This is a genomic window from Streptomyces sp. SID13031 (genome assembly GCF_010548305.1).
Classification (GTDB): Bacteria; Actinomycetota; Actinomycetes; order Propionibacteriales; family Kribbellaceae; genus Kribbella.
This window is the reverse complement of the sequence record NZ_JAAGLV010000001.1, coordinates 499,516-513,751: the sequence shown is the minus strand read 5'-3', so window position 1 is coordinate 513,751 and position 14,236 is coordinate 499,516. Positions and strand designations below refer to the sequence as shown.

The 14,236-nt window shown below is 69.1% G+C and carries 11 protein-coding genes; 3 read left to right on the top strand and 8 right to left on the bottom strand.

Translation table 11 applies throughout. The features are described from left to right. Window positions 1-73 precede the first annotated feature (73 nt). From G3I17_RS41960 to G3I17_RS02270, 4 genes are all read right to left on the bottom strand, one after another. Window positions 74-5,563 (bottom strand): carboxyl transferase domain-containing protein, encoded by a 5,490-nt coding sequence (locus G3I17_RS41960; protein WP_164593418.1) that lies wholly within the window; start codon window positions 5,561-5,563, stop codon window positions 74-76. A gap of 134 nt (window positions 5,564-5,697) precedes the next feature. Then, on the bottom strand, window positions 5,698-7,887 hold the full coding sequence (gene katG / locus G3I17_RS02280) for a catalase/peroxidase HPI (RefSeq protein WP_203589711.1): 2,190 nt from the start codon (window positions 7,885-7,887) through the stop codon (window positions 5,698-5,700). Window positions 7,888-7,936: 49 nt separating this feature from the next. Continuing rightward, the gene (locus tag G3I17_RS02275) at window positions 7,937-8,368 is read right to left on the bottom strand and encodes a Fur family transcriptional regulator (RefSeq protein ID WP_164593413.1); all 432 of its coding nucleotides are present in this window, start codon (window positions 8,366-8,368) and stop codon (window positions 7,937-7,939) included. Window positions 8,369-8,426: 58 nt separating this feature from the next. Further along, window positions 8,427-9,140, bottom strand: coding sequence for a LysR family transcriptional regulator substrate-binding protein (locus G3I17_RS02270; RefSeq protein WP_164593411.1), 714 nt, complete (start codon window positions 9,138-9,140; stop codon window positions 8,427-8,429). 33 nt (window positions 9,141-9,173) lie between these two features. Here G3I17_RS02270 and G3I17_RS02265 point away from each other — a divergent pair, with 33 nt between their 5' ends. After that, window positions 9,174-9,566, top strand: a complete 393-nt coding sequence (locus G3I17_RS02265; protein ID WP_164593408.1) for a DUF5997 family protein — start codon at window positions 9,174-9,176, stop codon at window positions 9,564-9,566. Between the two features lie 62 nt (window positions 9,567-9,628). After that, window positions 9,629-10,147 (top strand): VOC family protein, encoded by a 519-nt coding sequence (locus tag G3I17_RS02260; protein ID WP_164593406.1) that lies wholly within the window; start codon window positions 9,629-9,631, stop codon window positions 10,145-10,147. 200 nt (window positions 10,148-10,347) lie between these two features. On the opposite strand, the gene G3I17_RS02255 is transcribed toward G3I17_RS02260, so the two are convergent. The 4 genes from G3I17_RS02255 to G3I17_RS02240 all read right to left on the bottom strand — a co-directional run bounded on the left by G3I17_RS02255 (window position 10,348) and on the right by G3I17_RS02240 (window position 13,442). After that, window positions 10,348-10,560 (bottom strand): hypothetical protein, encoded by a 213-nt coding sequence (locus tag G3I17_RS02255; protein ID WP_164593404.1) that lies wholly within the window; start codon window positions 10,558-10,560, stop codon window positions 10,348-10,350. Further along, the gene (locus G3I17_RS02250; RefSeq protein ID WP_164593402.1) at window positions 10,557-10,925 is read right to left on the bottom strand and encodes a cupin domain-containing protein; all 369 of its coding nucleotides are present in this window, start codon (window positions 10,923-10,925) and stop codon (window positions 10,557-10,559) included. Before G3I17_RS02250 ends, G3I17_RS02255 begins: the two co-directional genes overlap by 4 nt. 79 nt (window positions 10,926-11,004) lie before the next feature. Continuing rightward, complete coding sequence (locus G3I17_RS02245; RefSeq protein WP_164593400.1) at window positions 11,005-11,787, bottom strand: NAD(P)H-binding protein; 783 nt, start codon at window positions 11,785-11,787, stop codon at window positions 11,005-11,007. A gap of 161 nt (window positions 11,788-11,948) precedes the next feature. Then, window positions 11,949-13,442 carry a hypothetical protein gene (locus G3I17_RS02240; protein ID WP_164593398.1) on the bottom strand — a complete coding sequence of 498 codons (1,494 nt, stop codon included), beginning with the start codon at window positions 13,440-13,442 and terminating at the stop codon, window positions 11,949-11,951. 123 nt (window positions 13,443-13,565) lie between these two features. On the opposite strand from G3I17_RS02240, the gene lexA reads away from it, so the two are divergent. Further along, on the top strand, window positions 13,566-14,225 hold the full coding sequence (gene lexA / locus G3I17_RS02235; RefSeq protein ID WP_164593396.1) for a transcriptional repressor LexA: 660 nt from the start codon (window positions 13,566-13,568) through the stop codon (window positions 14,223-14,225). The last annotated feature ends 11 nt before the right edge of the window (window positions 14,226-14,236 follow it).

Here is a 14,236-nt window from a genome sequence, read left to right as displayed (position 1 = left end):
CGGTGGGTTGCCCGCTGAGAACCTGGCGGGGTAACCCACCGTCTCAGGGGTTAACCCCTGAGACGGCGCGGGGTCAGGACAGGCCGGACTCGAGGGCTGCGATGAGTTGCGGGCGGAGTTCTTCGGGGCGGATGACGGCGTCGACCGAGCCGACGGCTACGGCTCGGTGGATGCTGTGGACTCGGTCGAACTCGGCTGCTACCTCGCCCAGCTTCTCCGCGCGGACCGTCGAGCGGATCTCGGCCAGCTCGTTGGTCAGCGCTGCCCGCTCGGCGCCCTCGGACTCGGTCAGGCGGTCCGATACCTCGGTCACCCGCGGGTCGGCCGACGTGCGGTTGTTCACCTCGCCGGAGAACACCACCGCGGCCGCCGGCGCGCCGCCGATCACCGAGGCGAACGAGCCCTCGATGGCGAGCACCTTCATCGCCGGGTTGAGCGTCTTGGAGAACACCACGAAGGCGCCACCGTGGTACCGGGAGACGACGCAGAACACGATCGGGCCCTGGAAGTTCACGATCGCCCGGCCGATCTCGGCGCCGTACTCGAGCTGCAGGTTGCGCATCGACTCCGGCGACCCGTCGAACCCGGACAGGTTCGCCAGCACCACCAACGGACGGTTGCTGCTGGCAACGTTGATCGCCCGGGCCGCCTTCTTCGACGACCGCGGGAACAGCGTTCCGCCGTTGTAGGTGTCCGGCCCGTCAGTGGGCGGGAAGCCGCGCCGGGCGACCGGCTTGGACTCGATCCCGAGCAGGCAGACCGAGATCCCACCGAGCCGGGTGTCCACGACGACGGCGGTCTCGGCGTCGGCCATCCCCGCCCAGCGCTCCAGCATCGGGTGGTCCTGGTCGGCCACCGCGCGCATCAGCGTGCGGATGTCGAACGCCTTCTTCCGGTCCGGGTTGGTCGCGTCCGAGAAGATCTCGCCGACGGTGCTGAACCCACCGTCGACCGGGTCGTGCGGGAACGACGTGACATCGCGCTCGTGCGGGTCGGAGCTCGGCGCGCGCCGCGGCCCGCTCTCCCCCGGTACGACGTACGTGTAGTCGTAGTGCGCCATCAGGATGTCCCGCGCGCCGGCCAGATCGGGGGCCCAGTACTGCGCCTGCCCGTTCGGGCCCATCACCCGGTCGTAGCCGCCGATGCCGTAGTTGTCCTCGGCCGAGACGCCACCGGCGAAGTCCAGCGTCTGCTTGCCGGTCAGCACCATCGCGCTGTCCGGCGTCATCACCAGGATGCCCTTGGTGTGCATCAGCATGGTGGCTTCGGCGTTCCAGTACGGCTGCGCGCCGACATTGATGCCCGCGACAACCACATTGATCTCGCCACCGGCCTGGGTGAACTCGACGATCCGCTTCAGCGCCTTCGCGACCCAGTCCATGTTCTCGGTACCGGAGTCCATCGAGATCCGGGCGCCGGCCGAGACCGCGAACCACTCGACCGGGGCGCCCAGCTTCTCGGCCAGGTCGAGCGCGCCGATGATCCGCGCGCACTCCGCCTCGGCGACCGCACCGAGCGCCTTGGTCGGGTCGCCACTCAGGACCACCCGGGTGACACCTTCGGGCTGCCGGCGGGTCGGAGTACTGACCACACCCACGATCAGGCCGGCCTTGTTCAGACCACGTGGCCGTTGGACCGGTACCAGCGCGCCCGAGTCGTCCAGGTCGTGCTCGACGAACGTGCCGCCCGCGCCGACGACCATGCCGGCCACCTCGTACGGGTAGACGGTGTTGCGGCGACGGGCCCGCTGCACCTTCTGGGCGTAGCCGTCCAGCGGCTTGAGCGGCTCGGTGGCAGGCCGCTCGACGGCCACCACGACACCTGCACCGGGCTTGTAATAGAACCGGCCGACCACCGGGAACGGCGCCCCGCCCCCAGAGCCGATCACGCGACCGGTGACGACGACCTCCTCGATGCCCGCGCCCGACGTCAGCGGCGCGATGTTGCGCTGCAGCGCCGTGAGCTCGGGGACCTGGCCGTCGATGACCGGCCAGACGGTGACCCAGACGTGGTTCATCTCCAGGCGGGCGCCGGCCGCGCCGCGCGCAGTACGGGCCCGGCGGATGCCTTCGAGGCAGTTCGCGATCGCTCGCTCGACGTGCGGTAGCGAGGTGACCTTGCCGGACTCGTCGCGGACCACGGCGAACTGGCGAACCTGCGCCAGCGCCACCAGCCGCTCGTCGGTTTCGTTGTCCCGGGCAACACAGTGGTAGAGCAGCACGTCCTCAGGCGCTTCCAGCCGGGTGATCCGGAAGTCGCGCAGCCGCCACAGGTTGAGCCGGCGGCCGACCATCGGGTGCACGCCACGGACGTTGTCGTCCTCGACGATTCCGTCCGGGGACGGGCGGTAGGTGAAGTACCAGACCTCACGGCCACCACCCGGCGCCACCGCGATCGCGACCCGGCGCACCTGCTGGGTGAACGGCAGGCCCGCGACGATCTCGCGCAGCCGGTCGGACGCCTCCTGCTGGTTCACGGGCGTCTCGGGCCAGGACAGGTACAGGTCGGCGACCGCCTCGTGCCCGGCCGGACGGATGGCGATCTCCGCGGTCAGGTCGTGCACCAGCCCGCTCTCGACATCGGCCAGCTCGGCGACGGTGCCGACCGTGCTGACCAGGTGCGTGGGCCGCTCGTCCAGCGTGTAGTCGGCCGTGGTGAAGGCGCGACCGTTGACACTGGCGTTGCGCAGGTCGTGCAACTCGTGCTCGAGGTAGTGCCGGCGCACCAGCACTTCCAGCATCGGTTCGTTGCCGTTGGCCCCATTGGTGAGCCGCTTGGCGAGGAACATGACGATCTGTTCGGGGATCGTCGCCAACGCCTCGATGCGTTCCGCGTAGTCGGACGCCGCCGGGTCCAGGGCGAGCGCCGCCAGCTCGTCGCCGACGACCGACAGCACCTCAGCGCGCGCCGCGTCGACCAGCGGCTGGTCGAACCAGCGGAACCGCACGCTGCGAGCCAGGTCACCGATGACCGGGAAACGCAGCTGGGTGGCGAGCACCAGGTGGTCGAGCAGCGCGTTGGCCTCGGCGTCCAGCGGTGCCTCGGGCAGCGGCGCGGCGAGCCACTGCTGCAACAACGCCGTCACCAGCAGTACGTCGGGAGACGTGCGCTGCTGGGCCAGGAAGATCCGGAAGACCGCGTCGGTCAGTTCCTCGCTGCGGTCCAGGTCCTTGACGCCGTAGTGGCAGAGCACCCGCGCGAGCCGGTCGACGAACTCGGACGACAGCCCGGCCCGCTCGGTGTCCAGCGTCTGCAGGTACGTGTGGAAGTGCTCCTTCGGGCTGTGCACCCGGAGCTCGGTGTTCAGGTCCTCGCCGACGGGCCGGTTGCGGCTCAGCTCGGCGAAGTCCGCGAACAGCCGCAGTACCTCGATCTCGGCGGCGACCGGCGGCTCGGTGAGCTCCGCACGGGCCTCCAGGTACTCCGTGAGGGTCCGGCCCTCGTCGCGCGGGTCGATGTCGAAGCCGAGCAGCATGCTGCGCAGATCGTCCAGGCCACGGGTGGCCCGCTCGGCCGCGGTCGGCCGGGTCTGCGGCTCGGGCAGCTCCAGATCGGCGCCCTCGGCCGTCTCGACCTTCGCATCGGCGCCACCGACCAGCTCCAGCCGGACCAGCGGCGTACCGGTCTCGACCTGGCTGCCGGCCGACACCGGGATCTCGCGCACGATCGCCTTGAACGGCGCGTAGAGCACCGTCTCCATCTTCATGCTCTCCAGCACCAGCACCGGAGCGCCCGCCTCGACCTCGGCGCCGGCCGCGACCGGAGTCGCGACCACCAGAGCCGGTGCGGGTGCGCGCATGACGCCGCCCTCATCGCGGCTGACCCGGTGCGTGACCCCGTCGACCTCGACCAGGTGCACGGGCCCATGCGTCGCGGTGATCAACCGGAAACGGCGCCCGGCGACGACCAGCCGAGCGTCGTACGCGTCCAGCCGGTCCAGCTCGACATCGAGATACTGCAACTCGTCGCCGGACCCGACGCCCGCGCGATACCGGTGCGGACCGATCCGCGCGACAGAGACCTTGTACGCCGCTCCACGCAACTTGAGCGCGATCGCACGACCCACCTCGTGCTGCACTTGCGGGCGACCGCCGCGAGCGGTCTCGAGCAGCCGTTGCCGCTCGACTCGCTCAGCCTCTTCGTAGGCCTCGATCGCGGCGGCGATCAGCGCGACGCCGGAGTGCCGGCTCGAGACCAGCCGTCCTTCGCCACGGACCCGGTCGATCCAGCCGGTGTCGGCGCTGCCGTCGATCACCTCGGGCTGGTCGAGCAGCTCGAGGACGAAGCTCTTGTTGGTCGCGCCGCCCTCGAGCACCACGGTCGTGTCGCCCATCGCACGGCGCAACCGGCCGAGCGCCTCGTCGCGGGTCCGGCCGTAGGCGATGATCTTGGCGATCATCGAGTCGAAGTCGGCCGGGATCTCGTCGCCCTCGCTGACGCCGGTGTCGACCCGGATGCCCGGGCCCGACGGCAGCCGCAACCGGGCGATCCGGCCCGGCGACGGCGCGAAGTCGCGATCCGGGTCCTCGGCGTTCAGCCGCGCCTCGATCGCGTGCCCGTGCTCGGCCGGCTGCGTGCCCTCCAGCCGGCCGCCCGAAGCGACGTGCAACTGGGCCTTGACCAGGTCGACCTCGGTGGTCAGCTCGGTAATCGAGTGCTCGACCTGCAGCCGGGTGTTGACCTCCAGGAAGGCGAACAGCTTGTCGCCGGGGTGGTACAGGAACTCGACCGTGCCGGCGCCGCTGTACCCGACTGCGAGCGCCAGGCGCTCGGCCGACTCCTTGAGCTCGGTGTTCTGATCCGGTGTGAGCACCGGCGACGCCGACTCCTCGATCACCTTCTGGTTGCGCCGCTGGACCGAGCAGTCGCGCACACCCAGCGCCCACGCGGTCCCCTGGCCATCCGCGATGACCTGTACTTCGACGTGCCTCGCGCCGGTCACCAGGCTCTCGAGGAACACGATGCCGCTGCCGAACGCCCGGGCGGCCTCGTCGCTGGTCCGCTGGTAGCCCTCGCGCATGTCGTCGTCGTCGCGGATCACCCGGATACCGCGGCCACCACCACCGGCGGTCGCCTTGAGCATGACCGGATAGCCGATGCTGCGAGCCGACTCCAGGGCGGCGTCGAGGGTCTCGACCGCGCCCCGGCTCCACGGCGCGACCGGCACGCCGACCTCCTCGGCGATCAGCTTCGAGCCGATCTTGTCACCGAGTTTGCGCATCGCCTCCGGGCTCGGCCCGATGAACGTGACCCCGATCCGCGCGCACAGCTCCGCGAACGCCGGGTCCTCGGCGACGAAGCCCCAGCCGACCCAGGCGGCATCCGCCCCGGTCTCGACCAGCGCCTTCTCCAGCTTGGCGTGATCCAGGTACGGCCGGTCGGCGGCCGGGCCGAGCGGATAGCTCAGATCGGCCTCGCGCACGAAGGTCGCCGCGCGCTCGGCATCGGTGTACAACGCCACCGTCTCGACGTGGCTCCCGGTCTCGGCGTTGAGCTCGCGGACCGCATTGATCAGCCGCATGGCGGCTTCTCCCCGGTTGACGATGGCGATGCGGCTGAACACCGGGCAGTACTCCTGTCCTCGGGAAACCTGTCACCGCACACATTCCCAGGCTTCGACCCCTACCGTCGAGTCGGGGCCTGAACTCAGCAGAACAGCCCGGGCCGTCCGGCCCGGGCTGTTCCTGTGACACTGAATCAGCTGATGTCGTAGCGATCCAGGTTCGTCACCTTGACGAAAGCGGCGACGAAGTCGTGCACGAACTTCTCCTGCGCGTCGTCACTGGCGTAGACCTCCGCCAGCGCGCGAAGCTCGGAGTTCGACCCGAACAGCAGGTCGACCCGGCTACCGGTCCACTTGACCTCGCCGTCGGCGCCGCGGGCCTCGTAGGTCCCGTCGTCGGCCGAGGCCGGCTTCCACGTCGTCCCCAGGTCGAGCAGGTTCGCGTAGAAGTCGTTGGTCAGCTGTCCCGGCCGGTCGGTGAGCACACCGAGCGACGACTGCCCGAAGTTCGCCCCCAGGACGCGCAGGCCGCCGATCAGGACGGTCAGCTCCGGCGCGCTCAGGGTCAGCAGGTTCGCCCGGTCGATCAGCAGGTACTCCGCCGGGAGGCGGTTGCCCTTGCCGAGGTAGTTGCGGAACCCGTCCGCGGTGGGCTCCATCGCCGCGAAGGAGTCGACCTCGGTCTGCTCCTGCGACGCGTCGGTACGGCCCGGAGTGAAGGGCACCTCGACGTCGTACCCGGCGGCCTTGGCGGCCGTCTCGACTGCCGCGACGCCACCGAGAACGATCAGGTCGGCCAGCGAGACCTTCTTGCCGGTCGCGTTGAAGGTCTCCTGGATCCCCTCGAGCGTGCGCAGCACCTGCGCCAGCGCGTCGGGCTCGTTGACCTCCCAGCCGTTCTGCGGCTCGAGGCGGATGCGGGCACCGTTCGCGCCACCGCGCTTGTCACTGCCACGGAACGACGCTGCCGACGACCAGGCGGTGCTCACCAGCTGCGAGACCGACAGGTCCGAACCGAGGATCTGCGCCTTCAGAGCGGCGATGTCCTCGGCCCCGACCAGCTCGTGGTCGACGGCGGGGACGCGGTCCTGCCAGAGCAGTTCCTCCTGCGGCACCAACGGGCCGAGGTAGCGCTGGATCGGGCCCATGTCGCGGTGGGTCAGCTTGAACCAGGCGCGGGAGAAGGCCTCCGCGAACTCGTCCGGGTTGGCCAGGAAGCGACGCGAGATCTGCTCGTAGATCGGGTCGAAGCGCAGCGCCAGGTCGGCGGTCAGCATCGTGGGCGCGCGGTTCAGCGAGCCGTCTTCCGGATCCGGGATCGTGTTCGCCCCGGCGCCATCCTTGGCGCGCCACTGGTTCGCCCCGGCCGGGCTCGGGTGGAGCTCCCACTCGTAGCCGAACAGGTTCTCGAAGAAGCTGTTGCTCCACCGGGTCGGGGTCGAGGTCCAGGTGACCTCGAGGCCGCTGGTGATCGCGTCGCGGCCCTTGCCGGTACCGAAGCTGTTCTTCCAGCCCAGGCCCTGCTCCTCGAGCGGGGCGCCCTCGGGCTCGGAGCCGACGTACTTGTCCGGGTCGGCCGCACCGTGCGTCTTGCCGAAGGTGTGCCCACCGGCGATCAGCGCGACGGTCTCCTCGTCGTTCATCGCCATCCGGCCGAACGTCTCGCGGATGTCGCGGGCCGAGCCCAGCGGGTCCGGGTTGCCGTTCGGGCCTTCGGGGTTCACGTAGATGAGCCCCATCTGCACTGCGGCCAGCGGCTTCTCCAGCTCGCGGTCACCGGTGTAGCGCTCGTCGCCGAGCCAGGTGGCCTCGGGACCCCAGTAGACGTCCTCGTCGGGCTCCCAGACGTCGGCGCGGCCGCCGGCGAAGCCGAAGGTCTTGAAGCCCATCGTCTCCAGTGCGCGGTTACCCGTGAAGATCATCAGGTCGGCCCAGGACACCGAGGCGCCGTACTTCTTCTTCACCGGCCAGAGCAGCCGGCGAGCCTTGTCCAGGTTGCCGTTGTCGGGCCAGCTGTTCAGCGGCGCGAACCGCTGCATGCCGGCGCCCGCGCCGCCGCGACCGTCCTGGACCCGGTACGTGCCGGCGCTGTGCCAGGCCATCCGGATCATGAACGGGCCGTAGTGCCCGAAGTCGGCCGGCCACCAGTCCTGCGACGTCGTCAGCACCGCGTCGACGTCCTCGGCCAGCTCGTTGAGGTCGACGGTCGCGAACGCCGCGGCGTAGTCGAACTCCTCGCCCATCGGGTTGGCGACCGCGGGGTGCTTGCGGAGGATCTTCAGGTTGAGCTGGTTCGGCCACCACTCACGGTTGGTGCCACCCTCGGTCGGGTGCTTCAGCTGACCGTGGTCGACCGGGCACTTCGCTTCGCTCTCGTCATTCATCTCGCCGACTTCGGCGTTCGGTCCTTCAGACACGGCAAACCTTCCGGGGTCAAAGAGTTCTGGACGTGGTGGAGCAGGCGGGGCACAGGCCCCAATAGACGACCTCGGCCTCGTCGATCGCGTAACCGCGATCGTCCGATGCCGTCAAACAAGGGGCGGAGCCGTGCGCGCAGTCGACGTCTTCGATCGCTCCGCAGGATCGGCAGACGACGTGGTGATGGTTGTCCCCGACCCGGCCCTCGTAGCGCGCGACCGAGCCGGTGGGCTGGATCCGCCGGAGCAGACCGGCCGTCGTCAGCGCGCGCAGTACGTCGTACACGGCCTGGTGGGAAACGTCGAGATCCGCGCGCACGGACTGGATGATCGTGTCCGTGTCGGCGTGCGGGTTCTCATGGACGGCGGAGAGCACGGCCACCCGGGGCCGGGTCACGCGCAGAGCAGCCCCGCGCAACCTCTGCTCGAAATCCGTCGGTGCAGCCACCTTCCAGAGTCTTCCCCCTTTTCTGGAATGAGTCAAGATTAGCTGCCGAAGCAGTGAGTCAGCGGCGGCGATTCCCTCGCTGAGGACGCTGGGGAGTCTTGGCCGCTGGTGCGGATTTCTTCGCTTTGGCCTTCGCCTTGGCCTTGTCAGTGGCCTTCACCTTGGGCGCGGCGACCGGTTGACGGGAGCTGTTGACGGTCCGGCCGCGGACGATGCCGATGAATTGCTCCATCAGCTCGGACGGCTCACCTTCCGGCCAGCTCAGTACGACCTCCGACTCAGGCGCGTCCGTGATCGGCCGGTAGGTGAGGTCCTTGCGGTGATGCAACCGCGCCAACGACTGCGGTACCACCAGCAGCCCCACCCCGGCCGCGACCAGCTCGATGGCCAGCGCTGTCGTCTCCGGGCGCTCGGCGAAAGGGTGACCAGGCAACTGTTCCCAGTCGAGCGTGTCGTCCAGCGGGCGTAGTACGACATCGTCGGCGAGGTCGGCCGCGGTGACCTCTTCGGCCGCCGTGACGAGATGGTCCTTCGGTACGACGACCACCGTCGTCTCGGTGTAGAGCGGGATCGCATTCAGGCCGGTCCGGTCGAACGGCACTCGCAGCAATGCAGCCTCGGCGCCACCCGCCCGGACGAGGTCCGGCGCCTCCGCAGCGGGGGTCCCGAGCAGCTCCAGCGGGACCCTGGGCAGCCGCTCGTTCCAGATCCGCACCCACTTGGTCGGTGTGACGCCGGGGACGTACGCGAGCCGGAAAGAAGGTGCAGTCACAAGGTCAGGCTATCTCTCGATACCCTGGGCCCTATGACGTCGCCGAAGACCAGCCAGACAATGAAGCCCGCAACGGCGGCCAAGAAGCTTGGTGTGTACCTCGAAGCCACGCCCGCGGAGTTCCAGGAGGGCGTCGTCACCCGCGACGAGCTCCACGCCCTGCAGACCGACCCGCCGGAGTGGCTGCGCGAGCTGCGCAACACCGGCCCGCACCCGCGCCCGGTGGTCGCCGCCCGCCTCGCCGTCTCCATCTCCGGCCTGGCCCGCGCGGGGTACACCGAGCCGCTGACCACCGACCAGATCGAGGAACTGCGCGCCGAGAACCCCGACTGGCTGCAGCGCGAGCGGGAGATCCAGGCCGACGTCCAGGCCGAGGACGAGCGCGTGAAGGCCGCCAAGGAAGCAAAGGCCAAAACCCGCCACTGAGTACGAGGCCAGTCGTCAGGCCCGGGCTACCTGCCAGTTGAGTTCTCAACTACCATCGGGTCATGGCGATTTTCCGGTTGAACCACGCGGTCCTGTACGTGCGCGACGTCAGCGAGAGCGTCGCTTTCTACCGTGACGTCCTCGGCTTCGGCTACATCGAGGGCGGCGACGCCTACCAGGGCGCCGCGTTCCTGCGCGCGCCCGGATCGACCAACGACCACGACCTCGGCCTGTTCCAGATCGGCGCCGAGGCCGGTCCGTCGGGCGCCGGCCAATCAACCGTCGGCCTCTACCACCTGGCCTGGGAGGTCGACACCCTCGGCGACCTGCAGGACCTGGCCAAAACCCTCGCCGACGCCGGCGCCCTGGTCGGCCAGTCCGACCACGGCACCACCAAGTCCCTCTACGGCAAGGACCCCAACGGCCTGGAGTTCGAGATCGTCTGGCTCATCCCGTCCGGACTACTGACCGACGAGGACCGGAACAAGTCCGGCGTCTCCCGCCTCGACCTGACCACCGAGGTCGCAAAGTACGGCCGGGAAGCCCGCAGCGGCCTCGGCATCTCCCGCCCCAACGAGTGAACCAACTTCGGGCTTGAGCATCGGCTTCACCCTCGCAGTAGGCCCGGCCCCATGCCGTCGCACCACCACGCTGACCGACGACGTCCACTGACCGCCACCTCGGAAACCTTGTGCACCACGTGAGCATTCCCAGAGCCGGAAAATACTCAGGCGATGCACTAGGTGCCTTCAGCAACTACCTGACCGCCTACCGGTCCCGCTCAGCGGGGTTGACCATCGGCCTTGCCTTCCAGGGACTCGATCGCGCCGCGGAGGCTGCGCAGGCTCGCCTCTTCGTATTCGATCTCGGCCGGATCGTCCTGCCAGCCCTCGGGCGAACCGGGTACGTCCGGCCGGCTCGTCTGGATCATCGTCAGGTCCTGGTCGACCTCGCCCTCGAGGCCGTCCAGGAACTCCTCGTCCGGCGTACTCATGACGGCGGCGGAACTCGCCGGTCCCTACGCCGCTCGAGTTCGTCCTGCTCGACGACGACGAACATCGGCTGGCCGGGAACGCCCAGCATGGTGACCACGAACTTGCTCGCGACGTCCGAGCGGTTGTTGCCGTCGCGGTAGTGGATGACGTCGCCACCCGGCTCCCAGAACGCCTCGCCGGCCTTGATCACCCGGGGCGCTTCGCCTTCCAGCTCGAACCACATCTCGCCCTCCAGCATGTAGCCGAAGGCAGGTCCGGAGTGCCGGTGCGGCGGGGCGCCCGGGTCGCCGGGCGGATACTCCAGGATCGCGGTCATCACCTCGGCGTCCGGGGCGACGTGCGGCGGGTTCGCCGACTGCAACATGGTGAGCGCCTGCTGCCAGGCACCCGTCCCCGGTAGTCCTGCAGGACGCCTTCGTCTGCTCGGGTCTGCGTCACAGGATTCACTTTCCTTCCGCGGCCTGGGCCGCCAGCCAGTCACCGAAGTGCAGCTCACCGAGCAGCGCGTCGCCGGCCGGGACCAGGCTGCGCTCCTCGATCGCGATGCCGTAGTACGTCGCGCTGTCGTCCGCGACCACAGTGCGCGGGTCCTTGCGGGAGGCCAGCGCGATCCGGATGAACTCGTCCAGCCCGTACTGCTCCGGCCCACCGATCTCGGTGATGCGGTTGGTCGGCGGAGTGACCGCGGCCCGGCCGACGGCCTTCGCGACGTCCTCGGCCGCCATCGGCTGGATCAGTGCCGTCGGCAACTTCACCACGTCGCCGTCGGTGCCGACATCCGCGATCGAGCCGGCGAACTCGTAGAACTGGGTCGCGTGCACGATCGAGTACGGGAGCCCGGACTCGAGGATCAGGGCCTCCTGCAGCAGCTTCGCCCGGAAGTACCCGCTGGTGGACTGCGGGTCGTGGTCGATCGCGGCCAGCCGGTCGGTACCGACCACGGACAGTGCCACGTGATGCCCTACCTCGGCGGCCTTCTCGGCGGCCAGCAGGTTGCCGTTGGAGATCCGGAAGAACTCGGTCGCCGCGCTCTCCTCGAAGGACGGCGAGTTGGAGACGTCGACGACGACGTCGGCACCCTTGAGCACCTCTTCGAGGCCCTCGCCGGTGAGCGTGTTGACCCCCGTCGCAGGGGACGCGGCGATGGCCTCGTGGCCGTGCTCGGTCAGCTTCGCGACGACTTTCGAGCCGATTAGTCCGGTGCCGCCGACTACGACGATCTTCATCGGGAATTCCTCCTCCAGTGCCGTCGGCATCGGTTGCCGACGGGTCACAGCTAAGACAGGGCAGCTGTCCAAGCTGTGACAGTCACTCCTCGGAGCACCTGAGATCGGACCGGTGCGTTCCCCGAGCGGAAGACGGCGTGGGCGGCGCGTTGACCGGGAGGTCAGCCCGCCGCTGGCTGCGTGATCGTCACCATCACGGGAACCGATGTCGACGAATTGATCTGCTGCGCGATCTTCAGCTGTGCCTGGAGTTGCTGCTCGGCCAGCTCCTTCTTCCGCGTCTCCAGCGGGTCGGGAGCCGACGGGGTCAGACCGAGCTCGCGGGCCGCCTTCGCCTCCGCGGCGCGCTCAACGAGCGTCGGTGGCGAGAAGGCCTTCATCAGGTCACGGCCGGACTGGGCGGCAGTACCGACGGCAGGGATCAACGCCGAGATGTCCTTGGCCCGTTGCAGCGCCGGATCGGTGAGGTCCGTGGTGACCTTGGTCAGCGCGCCCGATTCGTCGAAGACGGCAGCCACCGCACCCGAGGTGTCGTCCTCGCTCTCGATGCTCAGGACCTTCTCGTTGCCGGGATAGGCCACCAGCAGGCGCCGTACGTCGACCTTCTCCGGCTCGTACGACTGGTCCTCGTTCAGTTTCAGCTTCCAGACCGTGAGTACTGCGGGCCGCGGCTGCCGGCGGTGGATGACGTCGCCCCGGCTCACCCGCGGCTCGAAGGGCTCCTGGTGGTTCTGCCCGTCGTCACCGACAGTGTCCTCGAGGTCGACAGACACCGCGACGCAGAGATCCTTGGCCAGCCGGGTCCAGCTGTTCACGTCCACCTCGCCGGGAGCCTTCGCCCAGCTAGTCAGTGTCTGCGAGTCCGGGAGGACGTCGATGCGGAAGCGCTCGTCGAAAGGCGTGACCATGGTCGTGCGCCTGGCCGACTTCCACTTCGTGTACGCCGCCTCGGCGTGCTCCGCACCGACCGTGGCCGACGCGAGCATCCGCTGCAGAGACCTGACGCGATACTCCCAGTAGTCCTGCTCGTCTACGGCCATGGCCCAGGCTCGGGCAGCATTGGCGTGTGCGGCAGCACCAGTGGCCAAGGCTTGGCGATAGTTGGCCAGCGTCTTCGCGGCCTCGGGTTCTTCCTTCTGATAGAGCTTGGGCACATCCCAGTCATCCATGTCGGCGTCCCCGGGTGGCGCCGGCTTTGCTCCCGTCCCGCGCCCCTCGTCCTGAAGAGACTTGAACAGGTTGCGGCTGCCACTACTGGCAATCCCAGCGCCGATTGCCGCCGCGCCGGCTCCACCCAGCACGCCCCAGCCCACCGGACCGGTTGCCACCAGCGCTCCCGCACCGACAACGGCGGCGCCCACTTCCAGCGCGGTCTTCCAGCGGGCGAGCGGTTCGGCGGTGACGGTCACGTCGGTTCCGGTCAGCCGGCCGTCGGTCAGCAGGTTCCAGGTCGACTTCTGCGTGGTGAGCGCTTCCGCGGACATACTCACCCGGCACTCGGTCAATGGATCGGCGCCGGCCTCGGTCGTCACCACCGATGCGTACTCGGCGGGGACTGTTCCGTCTACCAGTTCGTCGGTGATGTCGGTTCGGGTGCCGGTGATCCGTACATAGGTCAGCGGCAGCCGATAGGAGAATTCGACGTCTTCGCGCATGCGAGCCCCCCGGCTTAGATCGGCGCGGATCTGGCCCCCCAGCCGCGCCTTTGCCTTGATGGTGCACGAAGAGTAACCGCGTGTCGATAGCGCCGCCCGGTGGCCGGCCCTAGAATTCCGCCGGTGACCTACGACGACCTTGACCCTTTCGAGCAGTTGAACGCTTCGAGTCTTCCCGAGCGGCAGCAGAAGATTCTGGTGGCGATCCGGGACTGGGTGGTCAAGCACGGGTACTCGCCGAGCACCCGGCAGATCGGTGAGGCGGTCGGGTTGCGGTCGTCGTCGACGGTGTCGCGGCATCTGACCAGCCTGGAGGAGAAGGGCTTCCTCAGCCGGAGCCAGTCGATGTCGCGGCCGATCGACGTGCGGATGTTCCTGCACGACAACCAGCCGCAGGCGCCCGCCGACGACTCGGTCTCCGTACCGGTGGTCGGTGACATCGCGGCCGGTACGCCGATCTCGGCCATCGAGCACCTCGACGACACCCTGATGCTGCCCCGCGAGCTGACCGGGCGCGGCACGATCTTCGCGCTGCGCGTGCGCGGCGACTCGATGATCGACGCGGCGATCTGCGACGGCGACATGGTCGTCATCCGGCAGCAGTCCGAGGCGCACTCGGGCCAGATCGTCGCCGCGATGATCGACGAGGAGGCGACCGTGAAGGTGTACCGCCGCCGCAACGGCCACGTGTACCTCGAGCCGCGCAACCCGGCGTACGAGGTGATCGACGGCGACAACGCCGTCATCCTTGGCGTCGTCGTCTCGGTCCTGCGCAGCGTCTGAGACCGCTGGGT